Origin of the sequence: Streptomyces sp. DvalAA-14, assembly GCF_900091855.1 — a bacterium.
Taxonomy (GTDB): domain Bacteria; phylum Actinomycetota; class Actinomycetes; order Streptomycetales; family Streptomycetaceae; genus Actinacidiphila.
This window is the reverse complement of sequence record NZ_FMCH01000210.1, coordinates 1-21,543: the sequence shown is the minus strand read 5'-3', so window position 1 is coordinate 21,543 and position 21,543 is coordinate 1. Positions and strand designations below refer to the sequence as shown.

Here is a 21,543-nt window from a genome sequence, read left to right as displayed (position 1 = left end):
GCAGCACCGCGGTGACCGCGGCCAGTTCCGCCGGGTCCGGGTCGCCGCGCTCGAACCGGACCACGGGCGGGCCCGGCTGCGGGCTTCCGGCGCCGCTCACTGCGGCTGGTTCCCGTGCTTGCGGCTGGGCAGCGGCGCGTGCTTGGCGCGCAGCATCGCCAGCGCGCCGATCAGCCGGGACCGGGTGTCGGCGGGGTCGATGACGTCGTCCACCAGGCCGCGCTCGGCCGCGTAGTACGGGTGCATCAGCGCGGTCCGGTACTCCTCGATGCGTGTCCGGCGCACCAGTTCCGGGTCGTCGGCGGCGAGGATCTCGCGGCGGAAGACGACGTTGGCGGCGCCTTCGGCGCCCATCACCGCGATCTCGTTGGTGGGCCAGGCCAGGGACAGGTCGGTGCCGATCGAGCGGGAGTCCATCACGATGTACGCGCCGCCGTACGCCTTGCGCAGGATCAGCTGGATCCGCGGCACGGTGGCGTTGCAGTAGGCGTAGAGCAGCTTGGCGCCGTGCCGGATGACCCCGCCGTGCTCCTGAGCCACGCCGGGCAGGAAGCCGGGCACGTCGACCAGGGTGACCAGCGGGATGTTGAACGCGTCGCACATCTGGACGAAGCGAGCGGCCTTCTCGCTGGCGTGGATGTCGAGCACGCCGGCGAGTGACGACGGCTGGTTGGCGACGATGCCGACCACCTGGCCGTCCAGCCGGGCCAGCGCCACGATCACGTTGGTCGCCCAGCGTTCGTGGACTTCCAGGTAGTCCCCGTCGTCGACGATGTCGGCGATGACCGCGCGCATGTCGTAGCCGCGGTTGGGGTCGGCCGGGACCAGGTCGAGCAGGTCCTCGCAGCGGCGGTCCGCGGGGTCGGAGGTCGCGGCGGCCGGCGGCAGTTGCCGGTTGTTGTCCGGCAGCAGCGTCAGCAGGTAGCGCACCTCGTCCAGGCAGGTCTCCTCGTCGTCGTGGGCGAAGGACGCCACGCCGGAGCGTTCGGCGTGCACATCGGCCCCGCCCAGGCCGTTGTGGGTGATCTGCTCGCCGGTCACCGCCTGCACCACGTCCGGGCCGGTGATGAACATCTGCGAGGTCCCGCGGACCATGAACACGAAGTCGGTCAGCGCGGGGCTGTAGGCAGCGCCGCCCGCGCACGGGCCGAGCATCACGCTGATCTGCGGGATCACCCCGGAGTTGCGCACATTGCGGCGGAAGATGCCGCCGTAGCCGGCCAGTGCGGTGACGCCCTCCTGGATCCGGGCGCCCGCCCCGTCGCAGAGCCCGACCAGCGGGGAGCCGGCCGCCTCGGCCATGTCCATGATCTTGTGGATCTTCTCGGCGTGCGCCTCGCCCAGCGCGCCGCCGAAGATCCGGAAGTCGTGGGCGTAGGCGAAGACGGTCCGGCCGTGCACCAGGCCCCAGCCGATGACCACCCCGTCGGTGTGCGGCCGCCGGTCCTCCATGCCGAAGCCGCTGGCGCGGTGCCGGCGCAGCGCCTCGACCTCGGTGAACGTGCCGCCGTCGAAGAGCAGTTCCAGCCGCTCGCGGGCGGTCAGCTTCCCCTTGGCCTTCTGCGCCGCGGTCGCTTTCGGACTCGGCCCGCGGTACACCTTCTCCCGCAGGCCGGCAAGTTCGGCCACCCGCTCGCGCATCTGCGGTGCCCGCGGGGCCGGTTGGCCGGGAGCGACGGCCGGCGGGACCTCGGCGGCCGACCGGTCGGCGGCCGGCGGGGCCAAGGCGAGGCCGCGTTCCGCGCGCTCGGGACGCTGCCGCGCCCTTTCGCCAACGATGCTCATGGGAGCCCTCTCAGTCGCTCGGGGGAAAGGCGGTACGCGCACACCGTCCCGGTGGCCGCTACAGCCCGGCTCGAAGCGTTCTGGACCTTCCGCCCCTCCACCTCGGGTCCAGCCGGCTTCCAGCCGGGCCGCCGATGCTCGACGGCGGACAGCCTCGGCAGAGACCCGACCGACAGGGGCGGTGAGCGTGCATGGCAGTAGACGCGAACAGGTTCAAGGAACTCTTCGGCTCCTTTCCGACCCCGGTCTGGATCATCACGGCGGTGGACGAGGACGGTGAGCCGCGCGGTTTCACCTGCAACGCGCTGTCCGCGGTGTCCGCGGATCCGCCGCTGCTGCTCTTCTGCGTGGACAAGCGCTCGCAGACGCTGCCGGCGCTGGTGCGCTCCGGCGGCTTCGTGGTCCATGTGCTCGCCGAGGGCGCCCACGAGGCCTCGGAGGTCTTCGCCGGCAAGTCCGAGGGGAAGTTCACCGGCCGGCGCTGGCTGCCGTCCGCGGTGGCGGGCGGCGCGCCGGTGCTGCCGGACCTCGCGCTGGGCTACGCCGAGTGCGCGCTGGTGCAGCGGGTCGAGGCCGGCGACCACTGGATCTGCGTCGGCCGGGTGGACGGGTCCGCGGTCTTCCCCCGCGATCCGCTGCTGTACCACCGGCGCTCGTACAGCGTGTGGCGACCGGCGGGCGCGCTCACCGGCACCTCCGGCTGACGCCCCGGCCGGGCACGGCGCACCGAAGGGGGCCTTCCCGGATGCCGGGAAGGCCCCGCGGTCGTGCCTGGGCGGCCGCGCCCGGCGGGGGGCGCCAGCGCGGACTCAGGCGCGGCAGACCGGCAGGCCGCCGTGGTGCTCGATCATCTCCTTGAACAGCGCGCCGATGTCCATCGGCGCCCCCGGGGCCAGGCCCCGCTCCTCCGCGCAGGCGCGATGCAGGTTGGGCACCAGCCGCTCGGCGTCGAGGAGTTCGGCGAACTCGCCCAGGTCCGTCTCCCCGGCGATCTCCAGCGGGGTCAGGCCGGCGGCCAGGCCGGCGCGGGCGGTGCGCTGCACCCAGCTCAGGTAGTTCTCCGCCGTGTCGAGCAGTTCGGGGCCGCCGACCGGGCCGTGGCCGGTCACCAGCGTGACCGGGTCCAGGGCGCGCAGCCGCTCGATGGCCTCCAGTGAGCCGGCGACCGAGCCCATCGGGCAGAACGGGGTGACGCCCGACATCACCAGGTCGCCGGTGAACAGCACCCGCTGCTCCGGCAGCCACACCACCGCGTCGTTGGTGGTGTGCGCGGGGCCGAGGTGCAGGACCTCGGCGCGGATGTCACCGGTGTGCACGGTGAGCCGGTCGCGGAAGGTGAGGGTGGGCAGCGTCACGGTGAGTTCGCCCCAGCACACGTCCGGCCACAGGCTGGTCAGGTGCAGCCCGGCCGCCGCCATCTCGCCGCGGCAGTCCTCGTGCGCGACCACCACGGCGTCCGGCGCGAAGACGAAGTTGCCGAAGACGTGGTCGCCGTGGAAGTGGGTGTTGACCACGGTGCTCACCGGATGCGGGGTCAGGGAACGTACGGCCTCGCGCAGTCGCAGGGCGCGGGACTCGGTGGCGACGGTGTCCACCAGGGTCGTCCGGTCGTTCCCGACGACGATGCCGGCGTTGTTCAGGCACCAGCCGCCGTCGGACTGGACATAGGCGTAGACCCGGTCGGCCACTTCCTCGACGGCGGTCGACGCGTTCAGCAACTCCTGTGTGCTCACAGACGTCTCCTGTTGTGTCAGGCGATCGCGGAACCGCCACCGCTGTACCGTGGAGCGTGCCGCGCGCCGATTGAGGGGGGGTCGAGCCCGGCCGGATTCCGACGCAATTAACGGCTCCGGCCGAGGGATACGGCACACACCGCGGAGCACTGTTGTCCGCCCGCTCGGTGCGGCAGCCGCGTCGAACACTTGTAACACGCGTTCAGTAGCATGAAGATGCCGGGCCCGGGCCGTCCGGCAAGCGTGAAGTCGCGACACGCATACGGGGGGTTCGTGATTCGGATATTGCTGGCCGAAGAAATGCACATGGTCCGCGGGGCACTTGTCGCCCTGCTGGACCTCGAAGAAGATTTCCATGTTGTGGCGGAAGCGGAACGGGGGGACGAGATCGTTCCCCGGGCGCTCAAGCACCGGCCCGATGTGGCGATCATCGACATCGACCTGTTCGGCAACGACGGGCTCACGGCCGCCGCGCAGCTGCACGAGCGCCTGCCGCACTGCAGAACGCTGATCCTGACGAGCCTGGCGCGCTCGGGCACGCTCCGGCGGGCGCTGACCGCGCGGGTGTACGGCTACCTGCTCAAGGAGGCGCCGCCCCAGGAGCTCGCCGAGGCCGTCCGCCGGGTGGCATCCGGCCAGCGCACCATTGATCCCGGACTGGCACTGTCCGCCTGGGAGTCGGGGGACAGCCCGCTCACCAACCGGGAGACCGAGGTGCTGAAGGTGGCCGCCGAGGGCGCGGAGGTCCCGGAGATCGCCAAGCGCCTGCATCTGGCGACCGGTACGGTGCGCAACTATCTGACGTCGGCGGTGATCAAACTCAACGCGCGCAATCGGGTGGACGCGATTCGTATCGCGCGGGAGACCGGCTGGATGCTCTGACCGCGCGCCAGCCCGCTGCAGAAGGCCGGGCCCGGCCTTCTGCAGCGGGCTGCCGTCATTGTCATCGCGTGAATGCGCCACGCGCGGTGCGTTACGCGCACCGTGTTACGCACCGGAAAAGCGAAGCGGGGTGATTTACTCACGCCGCCCCTGATGAATCAGGCACTGTGCAGGCCGGCCGCGGGAATGCCATTCTCCAGGAAACGATGGTCCGTTCCCGGTACGTCTTTGGCATGGCCGGGCACCACGAGGGGGAATCACGGTGGAGATCAGGGTTCTTGGGCAGTTGGATATCCGCGAGCACGGTACGTCGATCGTTCCGAGTGCGCCCAAACCGCGGCAGATCCTGGCCCTGCTGGCGCTGCGCGCCGGTCATGTCGTCCCGGTCCCGACGCTGATGGAGGAGATCTGGGGGGACGGCTTACCCCGCAGCGCGGCGACCACCCTGCAGACGTACATCCTGCAGCTGCGCCGCAAGGTCACGGCCGCGCACCGGGACGGCCACCGGGCGGCCGGCAAGGAACTGCTCGCCACGCGGTACGGCGGCTACCTGCTCAACTGCGGCCCGGTGACGTCCGACATCGCGGAGTTCGAGCACCAGGCCGCCCGGGGGTCGGCGGCACTGGACGCGGGTGACGCGGGCACGGCGGCGGCCGTACTCGGCCGGGCGCTCGACCTGTGGCGCGGGCCCGCGCTGGTGGACGTGCCCGCGGGGCGGGTGCTCGGGCTGGAACTGCTGGGCATGGAGGAGGGCCGGATGCGGGCCCTGGAGCAGCGGATCGAGGCGGATCTGCTGCTCGGCCGGCACTCGGGCCTGCTCGGCGAGCTGCGGATGCTGTCGGCGCGGCATCCGATGCACGAGGGCCTGTGCGCGCAGTTCATGCTCGCGCTGTACCGGGCCGGCAGCGCCTGGCGTGCGCTGGAGGCGTACCAGGGGTTGCGGCGCACGCTCGTCGAGGAGCTGGGCATCGACCCGTCACCGAGGCTGCAGCGGCTGCATCAGGCGGTGCTGACGGGCGATCCGGCGCTGGACCGGCCCGAACTGGTGGGCGCGGGACGGCCGCAGCGGCTGGGCTGACCCGGCGGGATGCTCCGACCGGTCGGAACCTTCGGCCGGATCGGAGCATCGGCCCGGGTCAGAACATCTGGTCGTGGGTGACCGTCCGGGACCGGGTGAGCACCCGGCCCTCCTCGACCTCGAGCACGTCGTGGACGACGCAGCTGGGCGCGACGACCGGTGTGCCGCCGGGGCGGGTGGTGATCACCAGTGCGTAGACGGTCGAGGAGATCGAGCCGTCGTCCTGCGCGGTGAGCGCGATGTGCGTGAAGTAGTGGCGCCGCTGGACCGGGTCGTCGTCGAACCGGCGGTGGAAGGAGACCAGTTCGGCGACGATGCCCGCCCGGGTGCGGGCCGGCTCCACCCCCGGCGAGTGCTGGAAGGTGCCGTCCTCGGTGAAGGTCGCCGCGTAGTCCTCGAACCGGAGGCTGTCCAGCGCCTGCATCTGGTGGGCATAGAAGTGCTGCACCTGCGAGTAGACGTCCGTCATGGCGTAGGTACTGGTCATGGGTTCCTCCGGGGGCCGGTCGGGCGGTCGCCGCCACGCTGGACCGGCGCGCTCGAAGCAGGCTCGAAATCCGCCGGGGGACCGCGCGGGGGGCCGCCGGCCGGGACCCGGCGCCCGTCCGTCCAGAGCCATTCCACCCGGCCTCGAGAGGAAGCGGCGAGTCTCGGGGTGCGGCGCAGTCCCAAGGCATCGGTGATGGAGGAGACATGACGACCACGAAGAAGCGACCGGTGGCCCTGGTCACCGGTGCCACCAGCGGTATCGGGCTGGAGGTCACCCGGCGGCTGGCCGGTCTCGGTGCCCAGGTGTTCATCTGCGCCCGGCACGCCGAGGAGCTGGCGGTCACCGTCAAGTCCCTGCGGGACGAGGGCCTGGAGGTCGACGGCACGGTCTGCGACGTGTCCCGTCCCGAGCAGATCAAGGCGTACGTCGCCGCGGCCGTCGAGCGCTTCGGCCCGGTGGACATCCTGGTCAACAACGCGGGCCGCAGCGGCGGCGGCGCGACCGCCGAGATCGACGACGAGCTCTGGTTCGACGTGATCAACACCAATCTCAACAGCGTCTTCCTGATGACCAGGGAAGTGCTCAACGGCGGCGGCATGCTGGCCAAGGACGCCGGGCGGATCGTCAACATCGCCTCCACCGGCGGCAAGCAGGGCGTGGTCTTCGCGGCCCCGTACTCGGCGTCGAAGCACGGCGTCGTCGGTCTGACCAAGGCGCTGGGGCTGGAGCTGGCCCGCAGCGGGATCACCGTCAACGCGGTGTGCCCCGGCTTCGTGGAGACGCCGATGGCCGAGCGGGTGCGCGAGCACTACGCCGGCGTGTGGGGCACCGACGAGCAGGGCGCCCACGACCGCATCACCGCCCGGGTGCCGATGGGCCGCTACGTCGAGACCCGCGAGGTGGCCGCCATGGTCGAGTACCTGGTCGGCGACGACGCGGCGGCCGTCACCGCGCAGGCCCTGAACGTCTGCGGCGGGCTCGGCAACTACTGAGCCGTACCGCCGCTCCCCCGCTGCCTACCCGGTACCCGACCCTCTTCCGTCAGGAGAACGCCATGACCGTGCACCACCCGGATCCCGTCGTCGCGCCGCCCGGGCCGCTGTTCGAGGACGACTTCCGCCAGGGCCTGCTGTGCGACGGGCCGGCGCGCCGCTGGGAACTGCGCTCCGTCGAGGACCTGCCGCGGGGCGACGGGCTGGTCAGCGGCACGGCCGACGGCTTGGTGGTGCTGCCCGCGAGCCGCAACGCGACCACCGGCGAGCCGGCTTTCACACGGCCCGCGGACCCGGCGGCGAAGACCGAGTTCCTGCGCTGGGCGGCCTTCGCCGACCGCACCACCGCGGACGGCGGCTTCGGCTTCGCGGTCCGGCCGGGCGAGGTGCTCTCCGGCACCGTCGAGTACGCCGTGCGCACCTACGGCACCGAGCACCACCCGCTGGGCGACGCGGTCACCGACCACAACGCCGACATGCGGCTGGGCGCGGGCGCGCTGATCTCCATCGACCGGGAGACCGGTCTGGTCTTCGACTTCGTGCAGACCAACACGGCGATCCACGCGCTGTACGAGCGGCTGCCGCGGCCGGGCAGCGACCACGCCACCTTCTCCTACGGCATACCCGTCGGCACCCGCGAGCCGGACACGTTCCACACCTGCACGGTCAGCCTCGACCCCGGCAAGGGCGTGGTCCGCTGGATCCTCGACGGGCGCGAGGTGCTGGCCGTCGACCGGATCGGCCACAAGGTACTGGACCCGGCCCGGCTGCTGTGGGAGGCCCCGGGCGAGGAGCGCACCGCCGTTCCGCGGCAACTCAACTTCGGCCTGTCCACCTTCGCGGGCAAGGTCTGGGGCCAGGGCGTGCGGCTGGCGGTGCGCCGCCTCACCGTCTCCTCGGCGCCGGCCGGCGCCGGGGCCTGAGCCACCGCCCGGCCACCACCGGCCCCGTGCCACCGGCCCCGTGCCACCGGCCCTGTGCCACCGGCCCTGTGCCACCGAACGCACCGCCCCGCCAGGCCGACGGGCCCCACTGGACCCACCTGCCCCACCGGCCCCACCGGCCCCACCGACAGGAGAGCGACGCACCATGCGCCTGCACGCCTACATCCCCAGCGAGACCCCCGGCCAGGACGCCGCCGAGGCCGCCGCCGTGGCGGTCCACGCCGAACGCCTCGGCTACCACGGCGTCTGGCTGCCCGACCACCCGATGCCCTACTACGAGTACCGCGACTTCTACGGCGGCGTGTGGGAGCCGATGGTGATGCTGGCGAACATCGCCGCGCTGACCACCAGGATCCGGCTCGGCACCGGTGTGCTGGTCGCCGCGATGCGCAACCCGGTCATCGTGGCCAAACAGGCCGCGACCATCGACCGGCTGTCGCACGGCCGGCTCGACCTGGGCGTGGGTGTCGGTATCGTGCCCCGCGAGTTCGCCAACCTGGGCGCGGACTTCCACACCCGCGGGGCCCGGACGGACGAGTTCATCACCCTGTTCCGGCACCTGTTCGACCACGGCCGCGGCCCCTTCGAGGGGACTTTCCACCCGCTCGGCGACGAGGCGGTGTTCGCCCCGAAACCGGCGCAGGACCAGGTGCCGATCTGGATCGGCGGCCGGACCGAGGCCGCCTGGAAGCGGGCCGCCCGGACCGGCGACGGCTGGCTGTGCGCGATGACCGGGGCGGACGACTTCGCCCGCAACGTGGTCCGGATGCGGGAGCTGACCGACCGTACGGTGCTCGCCGGGTCCCGGATCCAGTTCACCGCCGCGGAGGCGTCGCTGGAGCGTGCCGTCGCGGAGGTCGAGACCTGGAAGGCGGCCGGCGCCGACGACCTGATCGTCTGGTTCGGCGCGCCGGACGGCTACGCGGAGCGGATGACGATGTTCGCCGAGGCCCTGGCGAAGGTCCAGGGTTCCTGACCGGCGCGGGCCGGCCCGACCACGGAGGTGCGCATGACCGGCAAGCCCGTCGCCCTGGTGACCGGTTCGTCGTCCGGTATCGGCGAGGCGGTGGTCCGCCGGCTGTCCGGGGCGGGACACCGGGTGGTGGTCAACTCCGCCCGCTCGGTCGAGGCGGGACGCAAGCTCGCGGAGTCGCTGCCCGACGCGCTCTATGTCCAGGCGGACATCGGCGTCCAGGCGCAGGCGCAGCGCCTGGTGGCCGCCGCGGTCGACCACTTCGGCCGGCTCGACGTCCTGGTGAACAACGCCGGGACCACCCGCAGGATCCCCCACCAGGACCTGGCCGGGGCCACCCCGGAGATCTGGCGGGAGATCCTCGACCTCAATGTGATCGGCACCTGGCAGACCACGGTGGCCGCCGTCCCGCATCTGCGGAAGAGCGGCGGCAGCGTGATCAGCGTCTCGTCGATCGCCGGCAGCCGCCCGGCCGGCAGCTCGATCCCGTACGCGGTGAGCAAGGCCGCGATCGAGCACATGACCCGGTTGCTGGCGGCGGCGCTCGGCCCGGAGATCCGGGTCAACGCGGTGGCGCCCGGACTCATCGAGACGCCCTGGACGCGGGAGTTCACCGACATCGCCGAGCATGTCCGCCAGTCCGCCCCGATGCGCCGCGTCGGCCTGCCCGAGGACGTCGCGCGGGCCGTGCACGGGCTGGTCGGCGCCACCTACACGACAGGGTCCGTGGTCCAGGTGGACGGCGGCGCCCATCTGCTCTGAGGGATGCCGCGAGTCCGCTCGCATGCCGGCCGGCTCCCGCCGACTCCTGCCGACTCCCGCCGGTGACCGCCGCCTCCCGCCGATCACCGGGCCCTCCGATCACCGGACCCCGCTCCGACACCGGCCGCACGGACCCCCGCCTGCGGCCGGTGTCCCTTTTCCGCACCGACCGACGCTCTCCGGAAGGAGATCGAGATGAAACTGGGCGCGAACCTGGTGTACCAGGGCGCGGGCGAACTGGCCCGCGCCGCCGACGACTTGGGATACGACGTGGTACTGGCCCCGGAGGGCTACCGCTCCGACGCGGCCAGCGTGCTCGGCCTGGTGGCGGGAGTGACCAAGCGGGTCGGGCTGGCTTCCGGCGTGATGCAGATCCCGGCCCGGCCGCCGGGCCTGACCGCGCTGACCGCCGCCACGCTGGACGCACTCAGCGGCGGCCGCTTCCGGCTGGGGCTCGGCGTCTCCAACCCCGATGTCTCCGACGGCTGGTACGGGGTGCGCTTCGACCGGCCGCTGGCCCGCACCCGCGAATACGTGGACATCGTGCGGCGGGCGCTGACCGGCGAACCGGTGGAATACCGGGGCGAGCACTTCCGGCTGCCGGCCTCGGGGCCGGGCGGCGGGGCGCCGCTGCAGGTGCTGACCCAGCCGCTCAGGCCGCGGCTGCCCGTCTACCTGGCGGCCGTCGGGCCGCGCAACCTGAGGCTGGCCGGGGAGATCGCGGACGGCTGGATCGGGGTGTTCACCGCACCGGACGCGGTGGCCGCCGCGGTGCGCGAGATCGCGGCCGGCCGGGCGGCGGCGGGCCTGGACATGACGGGCTTCGATGTTTTGCCGAGCCTGCCGACCGCGGTCGGCGACGACGTGGAGACGGCCGTCGACCAGCTCCGCGCCCACTACGTCTACATGCTCGGCATCGGCGACCCCGAGCACAACTTCTATGTCGCGATGGCCCGCCGGATGGGCTTCGGCGCCGAGATCGAGGTGTTCCTGGACCGGCTGGCGGCCGGCGACCGGACCGGGGCGGGCGCGGGGGTGCCGGCGGAGTTCGTCGACCGCACCGCGCTGGTCGGGCCGGTGGACCGGCTGGCCGGGCGGATGAAGGAGTACGACGCGGCCGGGGTGACCACGCTCGGCATCATGGTCTCGGCCGCGGCCACCTCGCTCGACGGACGGCTGCACATCCTGCGGGTGGCGGCGGCGGCGCTGGACCGCTCGGGCGTGGGCGGCTGAGCGCGCCGGCCGCCGGTCGGCCGGCCCACGGACGCCGCGATCGACCGCGAGCGCCGGGCGCACCCTAAGCGGGTGCGCCCGGCGCTCCTGTTGTGGCGGTGGCGCGCCGTCAGGAGGGGATGTTCGCCGCCACGTTGCGCTTCTGCATGCCGGGCGTCTCCGGGTCCAGGCCCCAGCTGAGGATGCGGGTGGGGTGGATACGGATCAGCTCGCCGCTGAAGTGCGGGTTGGCCGGTGACTGCCCGGAAATCGCCTCGGCGATGCCGCGGATCTCGATGCCGCGCACGGTCCACGGCCGGGGCGTCACCAGGTCGTCGATGACGAAGGCGACGTGCGGGTTGTTCAGGATGCTCTTGAACTTGCGGCTCTCCGCGAGATTCCGCCCGCCGATGTCGAAGGTGCCCAGCTCGGTGTTGTAGCGGAAGGACACCGGGTTGTTCTGCGGCGCTCCCCTGCCGTCCACCGTGGCCAGGCGCCCGAGGAACTGGCTGGTGACGTAGGCGAGTTCGGTCTCGGTCAGCGACATAAGAGGTTCTTCCTTGTCTGTAGGTGCTGGTGTGTGGGTGCTTGCCCGGCGGCTGAGGGGTTCGGGTCGTCGGGTGGCGCTACTGCGGCGCCCCGGTGGGCGGTCCGGACGCGCCGGCCGGTTCCGGGACCGCGGCGGGTGCCGGCCCGGCGGCCGACGCCTTGGCCCGCTGCTCCGAGCGTGCCAGCAGCAGCGTCGGCAGGGTGGCGATTCCGGTCACGGCCAGCACCCACCACCAGGTGGTGCCGAAGGCGTGCGCGCTCGACGCGGGGTCATGGCCGGCCGCGTCCAGCCGGGTCTTGAGCACCACCGTGAACAGGGCGATCCCGACCGAACCGCCGACCTGCCGCAGCACGCTCAGCTGCGGGGTGGCGTCGGCGATCTTCTCCCGGCTGAGCGTGGCATAGGCGGCGGTCATGGCCGGCATCATCGCCAGCCCGACGCCGAAGCCCCGTAACGCCATCGCCGGGCAGAGCAGGGTGTAGGGGCTGTCCGCGCCGAGCAGCGCGAACGGCACGGTGCCCGCCATGGTCACCAGCCCGCCGATCATCGCGGTGCGGCCGCTGCCGAGGCGCTCGGTCAGCCGGCCGGTCAAGCCGTTGGCCACCGCGGCCCCGATGCCGGAGGGGGCGATCAGCAGGCCGGTGGCGACCGGGCTCTCGTGGCGGACCGTCTGGTAGTAGAGCGGCAGCAGGATCATGCTGCCGTAGAGCGCGGCGCCGATGGAGAAGGTGCTCAGCGAGGCGGCGCCGAAGACCTTGCCCCGGTACAGGCGTACGTCCAGCAGCGGGTGAGCCACCCGCAGCGCGCGCAGCACATGGACGACAAGCAGCAGCACGCCGCCGGAGATCCAGCCGAGCACCGTCGGGGAGGTCCAGCCGCCGGTGGCGCCGACCTCGGCCAGGCCGTAGGTGACCGCGACCATGCCGCCCGCGACGGTGAGCAGCCCGGAAAGGTCGAGGCGACCCACGCGTTCGGGCTCGCCGCGGGGCAGCAGCCGCAGACCGAGCGCCACGACGGCGACGCAGATCGGCACGTTGACATAGAAGATCCAGCGCCAGTCCGCGTAGTCGAGCAGCAGGCCGCCGAGGGTGGGGCCGAAGACCGGGGCGAGCACGATGGGGACGCCGATGACGCTCATCACCCGCGCCATGTTCTTCGGGCCCGCCCTGCCGGCGAGCATCATCTGGCCGATCGGCAGCACCATGCCGCCGCCCACGCCTTGCAGGGCGCGGGCCGCGACGAGCTGGCCGAGCGACTGCGACAGGCCGCACAGCGCGGAGCCGACGGTGAAGGCCACCACCGCGGCGAGGTACATCCGGCGGGCACCGAGGCGCCGGGCCAGCCAGCCGGTGCAGGGGATCGCGGCGGCGACCGCGAGCAGATAGGCCGTCACCACCCACTGCACGTCGGAGACGGAGGCGTGCAGATCGAGGCCGAGGGTGCGCAGCGCGACATTGACGATCGTGGAGTCCAGCAGCGTCATGACCGCGCCGAGGATCACCACGGTGGCCACCGGCGCGACACCCGGGGGGAGGCCGCCGGCCCTCCCCCCGGGTGTCGGGCCCGGCGTCTGCGCGGAGCTGTTCCGGTGCGGAGTCATGGACCCAGTATCAGCTAAGTAGCTGACAATCTCAACCAGATGGATGAATTGCTCTTCCGCCGGGTGTCCCCGGTCGTTAGACTGGTCCGGTGACCACGTCATCAGCGCAGATCAACGGCCCTTCGGGCGACCGCGGCGGGCCTCGCAGGGCGGCCGCGGAAGACGAGCGCCGATACGATCCGGAGCGCTCCCGCCGGCAATTGCTGGCGGCAGCCCTCGACGAGTTCGCCGCCAAGGGCTTCTCCGGCGCCCGGGTGCAGGACATCGCCGACCGGGCCGGGGTCAACAAGCAGCTGATCAACTACTACTTCGGCGGCAAGGAAGGCCTCTACGAGGGCCTGCGCGAGGAGTGGCAGCAGCGCCGGGGCGGCTTCGCCGACCCCGACCTGCCGCTGGACGAGCTGGCGGTGCGGTACTTGCGGGACACCCTGGACGACCCGCGGCGGATGCGGCTGCTGACCTGGCGGGCGCTGTCCGGCGAGACCGGCGGCCCGGCCGAGGAGGACGCCGGGGGGGACGGGCCGCTCAGCCGGACCGAGCGCCGCCGCGAACTCGGCGAGATCGCGGCGGAGCTGGACCCCGGGGTGGTGCTGGTGGCCGTGATGGCGGCGGTGGCCGCCCCGGTCACGATGCCCCAGCAGATCCGCGAGTTCACCGGACTCGACCCGCAGTCCCCGGAGTTCGCCGAGCTCTACACCGAACAGCTGCGCCGCATCGTCCGCCGCCTCGGCACCCTCCCGGCTGACGCCTCGGTTGACGAAGCGGCTGACGTAGCGACGGTCCGCCCGCCGGAGCCCGGCGGAGCCGCCGGCTGACCCTCCCCCGTGGCCGGGGCGGCCGTCGACCGGACGAACGAGGAACGGCCGGACTGGCCGGCGGCCGAGGGCGGGCGGCCAGTACCCGCGCCGTCGCCCGACTGACGCCCCGGGCACCGGAGAGTCCCACCCGCACAAGATCCCGCGCCCACCCCCACCCGGACAGCGGCCCACACCCCGGGCGCCAGGGCGTCCCGCCGCACAAGATCCCGCGCCGGACCCCACCGGCAGCCCACCCCCACCCGAACGGCGGCCCCCACCCCGGACGCCAGGGCGTCCCCCGTATGACGAACCGTCGGACCGCTCGCGCGCACGCCGAGCTGCGGCCGGTCGCTCGGGTCGGGCGGGTCGCCGGCCGACACCCCCGGCCGTCGGAAGGGGTTCCAGGGGCCGGGCTCGCCGGGCGGCGGAGCCGCTGGCCCGCTCCGGGGCCCCGAGGAGGTGCCCGAGAGCATTGAGCCGGCCGGCCGGCGGGTCAGGTGGCGGTGGTTGCCGGGTGGTCCCCGGCGGCGTACGCGGTGGCGTGGGCGAGGGTGCTGCGGCTGTTGCGGCCGAGGGCGTCGCGGACGTAGGAGCGGGCGGCGGCGAGAGTGGCGCCCTCGCCCAGGACGCCGGTCACCGCGGCGGGGTCGATCACGACGGTGTGCCGCGCGGTCACCGATGCCCCGGCGCCGTCGTCGGCCTCGGTGAAGGTCCACAGCCCGCTGTGGCCGAGCAGCAGCTTCGGCGTCATGTGCTGCTTGTAGGCGATCCAGCGGCCGTCACGGCAGATCCGCACCGACCGGGTGGTGTGCGCCGAGCCGTCGGCGGTGACGGTGTCCATCTCCAGCTCCTGGACACCCGGCACGGTCTCGTCCAGCCGCACCCGCGAGACGTGCGGCAGGCGCCGCGCCCACAGATCCGCCCGGTTGACGAAGGCGTACGCGTCGGCCGCGCGGCCCGGCAGCTCGACGGTGTCGGTGAAGGAGAAGACCACGTCCTCCACCGGGTGGCCGAACTCGGCGATCCGGCCCAGCACGCCCAGCTCCTCGGCGCTGTTGCGGTCCAGCGCCCGATGGATCCACGCCACGGTCGCGGGGTCGTCGTCCACCGCCGCGAACTCGTGTCGCAGCACCACCTCGGTCCGGCCGCCGGGCAGTTCGCGGAAGACCCACTCGCCGCCCATCGCGCCGATCGGAGGTGTGCTGCGCTCCTGGCGGAAGGTGATCCGCAGTACCTCCGGGTCCAGGGTGCGGCGCGAGACCCAGCTGGTGACGCCGCCGCCCACCATCGCCCACAGCTCGAAGCGCTCCTCGCGCGGCCCGCGATCGAGGTGCTCCACGTGCACGCTCGGGCCGAACACCGCCGGCCACCGGGTCACGTCGGCGACCAGTTCGTACAGGGCGCGGGGCGGTGCCGCCGCGATCAGGGTGTGCTCGGTGGTGTGCAGCCGGTCCTGTGTCATGGCTCTGCCGTCTCCTCGGCTCGTGCGCTGCGGTGCGGTGGACGTCCCGCGCGGCGGGACGGGGAAGGGGGCCGGGCCCGCGGTGTGCCCGCGGCCCCGGCCCCCCGCGGTACGGGGCGCGTACCGCCTCAGGCGACGGTCGCGGCCGCGGTCGCGGTCGCGGTGATGGCGCCGTTGACCAGGTCGAGCAGCGACCTGGGCGTCTCCACCTCGGTGATGTCGTCGTCGGGGACGCTGACGCCGAACTCCTGCTTGATCCGGGCCGCGCTCTCCATCAGCGCCAGCGAGTCGTACCCCAGGTCCTCGAAGGACCGGTCGAACACGTCCTCGCCGGACAGCACGCCCTCCTCGGAGCCGGCGCACTCCACGAGGATGCGCATCAGGTCGTCAAGGGTCATGGTCTCCATGGGCTCTCTCTTCTCCGGGTCGGTGGATCGGGTGCGTCGTCGTGCGGATCGGTCGTCGGACGGACGGCGGCGGGTGCCTCAGCGGCAGGCGGCGCGGACCACCACCGCGGAGTTGAAGCCCCAGCGGCCCCGGGCCAGCACCAGCGCGGTGGTCAGCGGCAGTTCGCGGGGCTCGTCCAGCACCACGTCGAGGCCGTATTCCTCCGGTACGTCGGAGGTGTTGGCGGTCGGCGGGACCACGCCGTCCCGGATCGCCAGCAGCGCGGCCACCACGTCCAGCGGGCCGCCGCCCGCGTAAAGGCGTCCGGTCAGCGACTTGGGGGCGGTGACCGGCACCGCGCCGCGCCCGAACAGCCCGCTGATCGCCGCCGCCTCCTGCCGGTCGAGCTCGGCCACCCCGGCCGCGTCGGCGAACACCACGTCGATGCCGGCCGGCGTCAACCCGGCTTCGGCGAGGGCGAGTTCCGCGGCCCGGCGCAGTCCCGGCGGGCGGCCGGAGCCGGGCTTCGGGTCGAACGTCGCGGCGTAGCCGGCGATCTCCCCGTACAGGTGCGCGGAGCGCTCGCGGGCCGAGACGGTGTCCTCCACCGCGAGTACCGCGCCGCCCTCGCCGGGTACGTAGCCGCCGGCGGTGGCGTCGAAGGGCAGGTAGGCGCGCGCCGGGTCGGTCGCGGTGCTGACCCGCCCGCCGGCCAGCTGCGCGACGTAGCCCCACGGGTCGAGGGCGGAATCCACCCCGCCGCCGAGCATCAGCCGGGTGCCGCGCCGCACGGTGCGGCGGGCGTGGCCGAGCGCGTCGAGACCGCCGGCCTGTTCCCCGACCAGCGCGGCGCTCGGGCCGCGCATCCCGTTGCGGATGGAGATCTGGCCGGTGTTGACCGCGTAGAACCACGCGAAGGACTCGTACACACTGACGAACTCCGGCCCCTGGCTCCACAGTTTGCGGAACTCGTGGTGGGTGAACTCGAAGCCGCCCTGCGCGTTGGAGACCACGACGCCCATGGCGTAGTCCGGCAGGGTGCCGGGGCCCACACCGGCGTCGGCCAGCGCCCAGTCGGCGGCGGCGAGCGCGTACCGGGTGGAGACGTCGGTCTGCGGCAGCAGCCGGCTGGGCAGGTGCTCCTCGGCCCGGAAGTCGAGGATCTGGCCGGCCAGCCGGGAGGTGCAGCGCGAGGTGTCGAACCGGGTCAGCGGGCTGATGCCGGTCCGCCCGGCCAGGGTGCTCTTCCAGAACTCCTCGGTGCCCAGCCCGTTGGGGGCGGTCACCCCGATACCGGTGACGGCGACGGCGGCTGCGCCGGTCATGAGCTCACCCCCTCGGGATCGCGCAGCACCATCGCGCTCTGGAAGCCGCCGAATCCGCTGCCCACCGACAGCACGGTGCCGACCCGCTGCTCGCGGGCGGTCATCGGGACGTAGTCCAGGTCGCACTCGGGGTCGGGCTGCCGGAGGTTGGCGGTGGGCGGCACCACGTCGTGCCGGATGGCCAGGGCGCAGGCAGCGATCTCGATGGAGCCGATGGCGCCGAGCGAGTGGCCCACCATCGACTTGATGGAGCTCACCGGCACCCGGTAGGCGTGCTCGCCCAGACTGCGCTTGAACGCGGCCGTCTCGTGGCGGTCGTTCTGCTTGGTGCCGGAGCCGTGCGCGTTGATGTAGTCGACGGCCGTTCGGTCCAGCTGGGACTCGTCCAGCGCGGCCCGGATCGCCTCGGCCATCTCCCGGCCGTCCTTCTTCAGACCGGTCATGTGGTAGGCGTTGCAGCGGGTGGCGTAGCCGGTGACCTCGGCGTAGATCTGCGCGCCGCGGGCGCGGGCCGCCGCGTACTCCTCCAGGACGAACATCGCGGCGCCCTCGGCCAGGACGAAGCCGTTGCGGGAGCCGTCGAACGGCCGGGAGGCGTGCGCCGGGTCGTCGTTGTGGGTGGTGGTGGCCTTGATGGCGTCGAAGCAGGCGACCACGATCGGCGAGACCGGGGTGTCCGCGGCGCCGGCGACCATCACGTCGACGGAGCCCTCGCGGATCAGCTCGACCGCGTAACCGACCGCGTCCAGCCCGGAGGTGCAGCCGTCGGACACCATCGTCACCGGGCCCTCGGCACCGACTTCCCAGGCGATCTCGGCGGGCATCACACCGGGGCTGAGGTAGTCGAACATGTGGGGCGAGAGGTAGTCCTGGTCGACCACCCAGTCCCGGCCGGCGTCCGACATCACCAGGTACTCGTTCTCCAGGCTGGTCGCGGAGGCCACCGCGCTGCCCAGGCTCACGCCGATCCGGTGCGGGTCACCCGCGAACGGCTCCAGGCCGCTGTCGGCGAGCGCCTCACGGGTGCAGGCGACAGCGAACTGCGTGGCGCGGTCCATCCGGCGGATCGCGCGGGGACTGAGGCCCTCGGCCCGCGCGTCGAAGTCCACCTGGCCGGCGACCTGGGACCGGAAGGGCGAGGGATCGAAGAAGTCGATGCGCCGGGTGGCGGTACGGCCGGCTGTCAGCAGGTCCCAGAACTCCTTCGTTCCGGATCCGCCCGGGGCGCGTACGCCGATTCCGGTGATCACTACACGCCGGGTCACCGCACACCCCCGGCGGGTCGGGTTCGGTTCGAGTACATCGAGTACGTCCTTTCGCCTGCGCCCGGCGGGGGTCCCGCCCGGGCGGAGGGCAGCGCCGTAGGTGCAAGCAGGCTGCGGGCGGCGGCTCGCCGACGGCTGGAGCGCGGCTCGAAGCGCGCTGGCCCGGGGCGGCATGCGGCGGGGCGGTGTCGGCGGGGGGTGTTGGCGCGGGGAGTTGGCGGGGCGTCGCGGCAAGCGGACCGGGCCGCACCGGCTCCCTCCACCGGCGGGCGAGGCGGCTTCGAGCGGTCCGGGCGAGCATCCGTGGCAGTCAGGCGGCGCCCCCACCGGCTCGCCGCCACCATCCGCGAGGAGGCAACCCGTGATGCCAGGCCGAGGACACCGCAGCGCACCGGGGGCGGCGTCGTCCGCGGCCGCCCCCGGGACCGTCACCGAACCGCCGGCCGCCGTCACGAATCCCGGGCCCGGCGCGCCCACCGCCTGGGCCGCGCTGGCCGGACTCGCCGCCGAGCACGCCGCCAAGGCGGAACTGGACCGGCGGCTGGCACCGGAGACCGCCGAGGCCATCCGCGAGGCGGGCTTCGCCCGGCATTTCGTACCCGCCCGCTGGGGCGGCGCCGAGGGAACCTTCACCGACTACCTGCACCGGGTCACCACCGTCGCCGAGGGCGACCCGGCCGCCGCCTGGTGTGCCTCGATCGCCGCCACCGTCGGGCGGATGGGCGGCTTCCTGCCCGAGGAGGGCCAGCGCGCGCTGTGGGGCGGNGGCCCCGATGCCTTCGTGGTCGGCGCGCTGCTGCCCGGCGGCGCCGCCGAGGCCGTCGACGGCGGCTGGCTGCTGAGCGGCCGCTGGCCGTACATGAGCGGGGTGCACCACTCCGACCACGCGCTGCTGTGCTGCCCGGTACCGGTGCAGGGCGGCGGCAGCCAGGTGCGGTTCCTGCTGGTGTCCCGGGCCGATTACACGATCGAGGAGACCTGGTTCACCGCGGGAATGCGCGGCACCGGCAGCGACACGCTGGTGCTGGAGCCGGTGTTCGTGCCGTACGCGCACTCCTGCGCCCGGGACGATCTGATCGCGGGCCGCCCGGCGGTCGCGGGGGCGGCCTGCCACCGCGTGCCGCTCAAGAGCGTCAGCGGACTGTCGTTCGCCGCGCCGGTGCTGGGCGCCGCCCGGGCCGCGCTCACCGAGTGGACCGCCCTGACCGCGGGCAAGCGGGCGGCGGCAGCGGCGCAGGGCGGGAACCGGCTGCTCGCCGTGAGCGACACCGTCGGCGACACGGTGCTGGCGCGCACCGACGGGGAGATCGACGCGGCGGCGATGCTGCTGGACCGGGCGGCGGCGGGCGCGGACCGCGGCGGGCTCAGCGCGCTGGAGGTGGCCCGTGCCCACCGCGACCAGACGCTCGCGGTGGACATCCTCGCCGAGGCGGTGCACCGGCTCTTCCGCAGCGCCGGCACCCGCGGCCAGCACGAGAGCGGCCGCCTGCCGCGCCTGTGGCGCGACGCCACCGCGGGTGCCGGCCACGCGGTCCTGCAGTTCGAACCGGCCGCGCGGGCCTTCGCCGAGCAGGTCCTGGCCGCCGACCGCTGAACGCACGGCACCCGCCCCCGGCCGAGGCGGGGAGCGGGTGCCGAAGGCAGCGGCCCGGAGACCGGGAACCCGCCTGCAAGAACTGTGTCCGAGGGGGGACTTGAACCCCCACGCCCGGTAAAGGGCACTAGCACCTCAAGCTAGCGCGTCTGCCATTCCGCCACCCGGACCAGGTAGCCCGCCGCGACCTCGGGGGTCGGGCTGGCGGGGACCACGATACCAAGGATTGCGGGCCCTCCTCACCTGCGTTTCCGGCGCTGGGGACGCGGCACTGCGGGCGCGACGCGCCCGGCGGGACACGCCCGGGCGGTCCGGGCGGTCCGGGCGGTGGCGCCGGGCTCAGCCGCCGTCGTCGGGGCGCGGCCGGGCGGCGATCGCGCGGTGGTGGCGGACGACCTCGTCGATGATGAAGTTGAGGAACTTCTCGGCGAAGGCGGGATCGAGGCGGGCGTCCGCGGCGAGCCGGCGCAGCCGGGCGATCTGGTCCGCCTCGCGGGCCGGGTCGGCGGGCGGGAGGTGGTGAGCGGCCTTGAGTTCACCGACCTGCTGGGTGCATTTGAAGCGCTCGGCGAGAAGATGGACCAGCGCGGCGTCGAGGTTGTCGATGCTGCCGCGCAGGGTCCGCAGTTTTTCCAGTGCCTGCTCGTCGCCCATCAAAGTGCCCTCGGCGGTCGGCTGGTCGCTCATCTCGCTCTGCCATTCTGGGGAGTCAGTGGGTACCGCTGCGCTGCCGGCCTCAGCCTAGGGCACCCCGCGGGGGCGGCATCGCCCGCACAGCGCCCGCACAGCGATGCAACCAGGACGGGTGAGGTTATGGGACGGGTCACCGAACGGCGCCGCGTACTGCGGATCAGGGACGGCGTGGCAGGGCACCGGGCGGACACGCTGGTCGCCGAGGAGCCGCTGGAAATCCGGCTGAACGGGCGCCCGTTGGCCATCACCATGCGCACCCCGGGTGACGACTTCGCGCTCGCGGTCGGCTTCCTGGTGAGCGAGGGCGTGCTGGCCGCGGCCGACGAGGTGACGTCGGTGGTGTACTGCGCCGGCGCGACCGCCGACGGGGGCAACACCTACAACGTGGTCGATGTCACCCTCGCACCCGGGGTGCCGATGCCGGACATCACGCTGGAGCGCAACGTCTACACCTCCTCCTCGTGCGGGCTGTGCGGCAAGGCCAGCCTGGACGCGGTCCGCACCGCCACCCGGCTGCCGATCGCCGAGCCGGCCGGCCCCTGGCTCACCCCGGAACTGCTCTCGGCGCTGCCGGACCGGCTGCGGTCGGCGCAGGCCGTCTTCGACCGGACCGGCGGCCTGCACGCCGCCGCGCTCTTCACCGCCGGCGGCGAACTGCTCGACGTCCGGGAGGACGTGGGGCGGCACAACGCGGTGGACAAACTGGTCGGGCGAGCGCTGCGGGAGGGGCGGCTGCCGCTGGCCGACCACATCCTGATGGTCTCCGGCCGGGCCTCCTTCGAGCTGGCGCAGAAGGCGGTGATGGCCCGGTATCCCCGTACTGGCCGCCGTCTCCGCGCCGTCCTCGCTCGCGGTGGACCTGGCGGCCGAGTCGGGCCTGACCCTGGTGGGCTTCCTGCGGGGCAGTTCGATGAACGTGTACGCGGGTGAGGCCCGGATCGCGCTGGGGGCCGAGGTGGCGGACTGAGGCGGCCCGGCCGCCGCCGGCCCCGGGCGCCGGCCCCGCGAGCGGCTCGGCG

Annotated in this window: 20 protein-coding genes, 1 tRNA gene and 1 pseudogene; 11 read left to right on the top strand and 11 right to left on the bottom strand. The window is 73.4% G+C overall.

The window, feature by feature from the left end:
- Window positions 1-96 precede the first annotated feature (96 nt).
- Window positions 97-1,641, bottom strand: a complete 1,545-nt coding sequence (locus GA0115240_RS10710) for an acyl-CoA carboxylase subunit beta (protein ID WP_093736441.1) — start codon at window positions 1,639-1,641, stop codon at window positions 97-99.
- 335 nt (window positions 1,642-1,976) lie between these two features.
- On the opposite strand from GA0115240_RS10710, the gene GA0115240_RS10705 reads away from it, so the two are divergent.
- The gene (locus tag GA0115240_RS10705) at window positions 1,977-2,489 is read left to right on the top strand and encodes a flavin reductase family protein (protein WP_093736437.1); all 513 of its coding nucleotides are present in this window, start codon (window positions 1,977-1,979) and stop codon (window positions 2,487-2,489) included.
- Window positions 2,490-2,594: 105 nt separating this feature from the next.
- On the opposite strand, the gene GA0115240_RS10700 is transcribed toward GA0115240_RS10705, so the two are convergent.
- Window positions 2,595-3,518 (bottom strand): MBL fold metallo-hydrolase, encoded by a 924-nt coding sequence (locus GA0115240_RS10700; RefSeq protein ID WP_176725035.1) that lies wholly within the window; start codon window positions 3,516-3,518, stop codon window positions 2,595-2,597.
- 216 nt (window positions 3,519-3,734) lie between these two features.
- Here GA0115240_RS10700 and GA0115240_RS10695 point away from each other — a divergent pair, with 216 nt between their 5' ends.
- Together GA0115240_RS10695 and GA0115240_RS10690 are read left to right on the top strand one after the other, a co-directional pair.
- Entirely contained in the window at window positions 3,735-4,400 is a 666-nt protein-coding gene (locus tag GA0115240_RS10695; protein ID WP_093736439.1) for a response regulator transcription factor, read from the top strand.
- A gap of 262 nt (window positions 4,401-4,662) precedes the next feature.
- The gene (locus GA0115240_RS10690) at window positions 4,663-5,478 is read left to right on the top strand and encodes an AfsR/SARP family transcriptional regulator (RefSeq protein ID WP_093736436.1); all 816 of its coding nucleotides are present in this window, start codon (window positions 4,663-4,665) and stop codon (window positions 5,476-5,478) included.
- A 58-nt stretch (window positions 5,479-5,536) separates the two neighbouring features.
- Here GA0115240_RS10690 and GA0115240_RS10685 read toward each other — a convergent pair whose 3' ends face one another.
- Window positions 5,537-5,965, bottom strand: coding sequence for a nuclear transport factor 2 family protein (locus GA0115240_RS10685; protein WP_093736435.1), 429 nt, complete (start codon window positions 5,963-5,965; stop codon window positions 5,537-5,539).
- A 206-nt stretch (window positions 5,966-6,171) separates the two neighbouring features.
- Here GA0115240_RS10685 and GA0115240_RS10680 point away from each other — a divergent pair, with 206 nt between their 5' ends.
- The 5 genes from GA0115240_RS10680 to GA0115240_RS10660 all read left to right on the top strand — a co-directional run bounded on the left by GA0115240_RS10680 (window position 6,172) and on the right by GA0115240_RS10660 (window position 10,872).
- Window positions 6,172-6,960: an SDR family NAD(P)-dependent oxidoreductase gene (locus tag GA0115240_RS10680; protein ID WP_093736434.1), complete on the top strand. Its 789-nt coding sequence runs from the start codon at window positions 6,172-6,174 to the stop codon at window positions 6,958-6,960.
- 62 nt (window positions 6,961-7,022) lie between these two features.
- The gene (locus GA0115240_RS10675; protein WP_093736433.1) at window positions 7,023-7,883 is read left to right on the top strand and encodes a DUF6081 family protein; all 861 of its coding nucleotides are present in this window, start codon (window positions 7,023-7,025) and stop codon (window positions 7,881-7,883) included.
- A 166-nt stretch (window positions 7,884-8,049) separates the two neighbouring features.
- Window positions 8,050-8,880 carry a TIGR03619 family F420-dependent LLM class oxidoreductase gene (locus tag GA0115240_RS10670; protein ID WP_093736432.1) on the top strand — a complete coding sequence of 277 codons (831 nt, stop codon included), beginning with the start codon at window positions 8,050-8,052 and terminating at the stop codon, window positions 8,878-8,880.
- Window positions 8,881-8,913: 33 nt separating this feature from the next.
- Window positions 8,914-9,639 carry an SDR family NAD(P)-dependent oxidoreductase gene (locus GA0115240_RS10665; RefSeq protein ID WP_093736431.1) on the top strand — a complete coding sequence of 242 codons (726 nt, stop codon included), beginning with the start codon at window positions 8,914-8,916 and terminating at the stop codon, window positions 9,637-9,639.
- A 195-nt stretch (window positions 9,640-9,834) separates the two neighbouring features.
- A complete protein-coding gene (locus GA0115240_RS10660) occupies window positions 9,835-10,872 on the top strand; it encodes an LLM class flavin-dependent oxidoreductase (protein WP_093736430.1) in 1,038 nt (345 codons plus the stop codon).
- A 109-nt stretch (window positions 10,873-10,981) separates the two neighbouring features.
- Here GA0115240_RS10660 and GA0115240_RS10655 read toward each other — a convergent pair whose 3' ends face one another.
- Both GA0115240_RS10655 and GA0115240_RS10650 read right to left on the bottom strand, forming a co-directional pair.
- The gene (locus GA0115240_RS10655) at window positions 10,982-11,398 is read right to left on the bottom strand and encodes a PPOX class F420-dependent oxidoreductase (RefSeq protein ID WP_093736429.1); all 417 of its coding nucleotides are present in this window, start codon (window positions 11,396-11,398) and stop codon (window positions 10,982-10,984) included.
- 79 nt (window positions 11,399-11,477) lie between these two features.
- On the bottom strand, window positions 11,478-12,914 hold the full coding sequence (locus GA0115240_RS10650) for an MDR family MFS transporter (protein WP_256069654.1): 1,437 nt from the start codon (window positions 12,912-12,914) through the stop codon (window positions 11,478-11,480).
- Window positions 12,915-13,090: 176 nt separating this feature from the next.
- Between GA0115240_RS10650 and GA0115240_RS10645 the strand changes: the two genes are divergently transcribed.
- Window positions 13,091-13,816: a TetR/AcrR family transcriptional regulator gene (locus GA0115240_RS10645; RefSeq protein ID WP_256069653.1), complete on the top strand. Its 726-nt coding sequence runs from the start codon at window positions 13,091-13,093 to the stop codon at window positions 13,814-13,816.
- Between the two features lie 475 nt (window positions 13,817-14,291).
- Here GA0115240_RS10645 and GA0115240_RS10640 read toward each other — a convergent pair whose 3' ends face one another.
- From GA0115240_RS10640 to GA0115240_RS10625, 4 genes are all read right to left on the bottom strand, one after another.
- On the bottom strand, window positions 14,292-15,260 hold the full coding sequence (locus GA0115240_RS10640; protein WP_093736427.1) for an aromatase/cyclase: 969 nt from the start codon (window positions 15,258-15,260) through the stop codon (window positions 14,292-14,294).
- A 128-nt stretch (window positions 15,261-15,388) separates the two neighbouring features.
- Complete coding sequence (locus GA0115240_RS10635) at window positions 15,389-15,667, bottom strand: acyl carrier protein (RefSeq protein WP_093736426.1); 279 nt, start codon at window positions 15,665-15,667, stop codon at window positions 15,389-15,391.
- Window positions 15,668-15,745: 78 nt separating this feature from the next.
- Window positions 15,746-16,972, bottom strand: a complete 1,227-nt coding sequence (locus tag GA0115240_RS10630) for a ketosynthase chain-length factor (protein ID WP_093736425.1) — start codon at window positions 16,970-16,972, stop codon at window positions 15,746-15,748.
- Complete coding sequence (locus GA0115240_RS10625) at window positions 16,969-18,237, bottom strand: beta-ketoacyl-[acyl-carrier-protein] synthase family protein (protein ID WP_161302157.1); 1,269 nt, start codon at window positions 18,235-18,237, stop codon at window positions 16,969-16,971. The genes GA0115240_RS10630 and GA0115240_RS10625 overlap by 4 nt, the downstream gene beginning before the upstream one ends.
- Window positions 18,238-18,601: 364 nt before the next feature.
- On the opposite strand from GA0115240_RS10625, the gene GA0115240_RS10620 reads away from it, so the two are divergent.
- Window positions 18,602-19,831, top strand: coding sequence for a hypothetical protein (locus tag GA0115240_RS10620; RefSeq protein WP_093736423.1), 1,230 nt, complete (start codon window positions 18,602-18,604; stop codon window positions 19,829-19,831).
- Window positions 19,832-19,916: 85 nt separating this feature from the next.
- Here the strand turns inward: GA0115240_RS10620 and GA0115240_RS10615 are convergent.
- Together GA0115240_RS10615 and GA0115240_RS10610 are read right to left on the bottom strand one after the other, a co-directional pair.
- A tRNA-Leu gene (locus GA0115240_RS10615) sits at window positions 19,917-20,001 on the bottom strand.
- 169 nt (window positions 20,002-20,170) lie between these two features.
- Window positions 20,171-20,518 (bottom strand): chorismate mutase, encoded by a 348-nt coding sequence (locus GA0115240_RS10610; RefSeq protein ID WP_093736422.1) that lies wholly within the window; start codon window positions 20,516-20,518, stop codon window positions 20,171-20,173.
- 126 nt (window positions 20,519-20,644) lie between these two features.
- On the opposite strand from GA0115240_RS10610, the pseudogene fdhD reads away from it, so the two are divergent.
- Window positions 20,645-21,491: pseudogene (gene fdhD, locus GA0115240_RS10605) on the top strand (formate dehydrogenase accessory sulfurtransferase FdhD).
- The last annotated feature ends 52 nt before the right edge of the window (window positions 21,492-21,543 follow it).

Bases quoted from the DNA above. Each gene is read 5' to 3' on its own strand.
- GA0115240_RS10660 (WP_093736430.1), top strand. From the start codon at position 9,835: ATGAAACTGGGCGCGAACCTGGTGTACCAGGGCGCGGGCGAACTGGCC.
- GA0115240_RS10675 (WP_093736433.1), top strand. From the start codon at position 7,023: ATGACCGTGCACCACCCGGATCCCGTCGTCGCGCCGCCCGGGCCGCTG.
- GA0115240_RS10695 (WP_093736439.1), top strand. From the start codon at position 3,735: ATGCCGGGCCCGGGCCGTCCGGCAAGCGTGAAGTCGCGACACGCATAC.
- GA0115240_RS10665 (WP_093736431.1), top strand. From the start codon at position 8,914: ATGACCGGCAAGCCCGTCGCCCTGGTGACCGGTTCGTCGTCCGGTATC.
- GA0115240_RS10635 (WP_093736426.1), bottom strand. From the start codon at position 15,667: ATGGAGACCATGACCCTTGACGACCTGATGCGCATCCTCGTGGAGTGC.
- GA0115240_RS10710 (WP_093736441.1), bottom strand. From the start codon at position 1,641: ATGCGCGAGCGGGTGGCCGAACTTGCCGGCCTGCGGGAGAAGGTGTAC.
- GA0115240_RS10670 (WP_093736432.1), top strand. From the start codon at position 8,050: ATGCGCCTGCACGCCTACATCCCCAGCGAGACCCCCGGCCAGGACGCC.
- GA0115240_RS10680 (WP_093736434.1), top strand. From the start codon at position 6,172: ATGACGACCACGAAGAAGCGACCGGTGGCCCTGGTCACCGGTGCCACC.
- GA0115240_RS10640 (WP_093736427.1), bottom strand. From the start codon at position 15,260: ATGACACAGGACCGGCTGCACACCACCGAGCACACCCTGATCGCGGCG.
- GA0115240_RS10630 (WP_093736425.1), bottom strand. From the start codon at position 16,972: ATGACCGGCGCAGCCGCCGTCGCCGTCACCGGTATCGGGGTGACCGCC.
- GA0115240_RS10610 (WP_093736422.1), bottom strand. From the start codon at position 20,518: ATGAGCGACCAGCCGACCGCCGAGGGCACTTTGATGGGCGACGAGCAG.
- GA0115240_RS10705 (WP_093736437.1), top strand. From the start codon at position 1,977: ATGGCAGTAGACGCGAACAGGTTCAAGGAACTCTTCGGCTCCTTTCCG.
- GA0115240_RS10685 (WP_093736435.1), bottom strand. From the start codon at position 5,965: ATGACCAGTACCTACGCCATGACGGACGTCTACTCGCAGGTGCAGCAC.
- GA0115240_RS10655 (WP_093736429.1), bottom strand. From the start codon at position 11,398: ATGTCGCTGACCGAGACCGAACTCGCCTACGTCACCAGCCAGTTCCTC.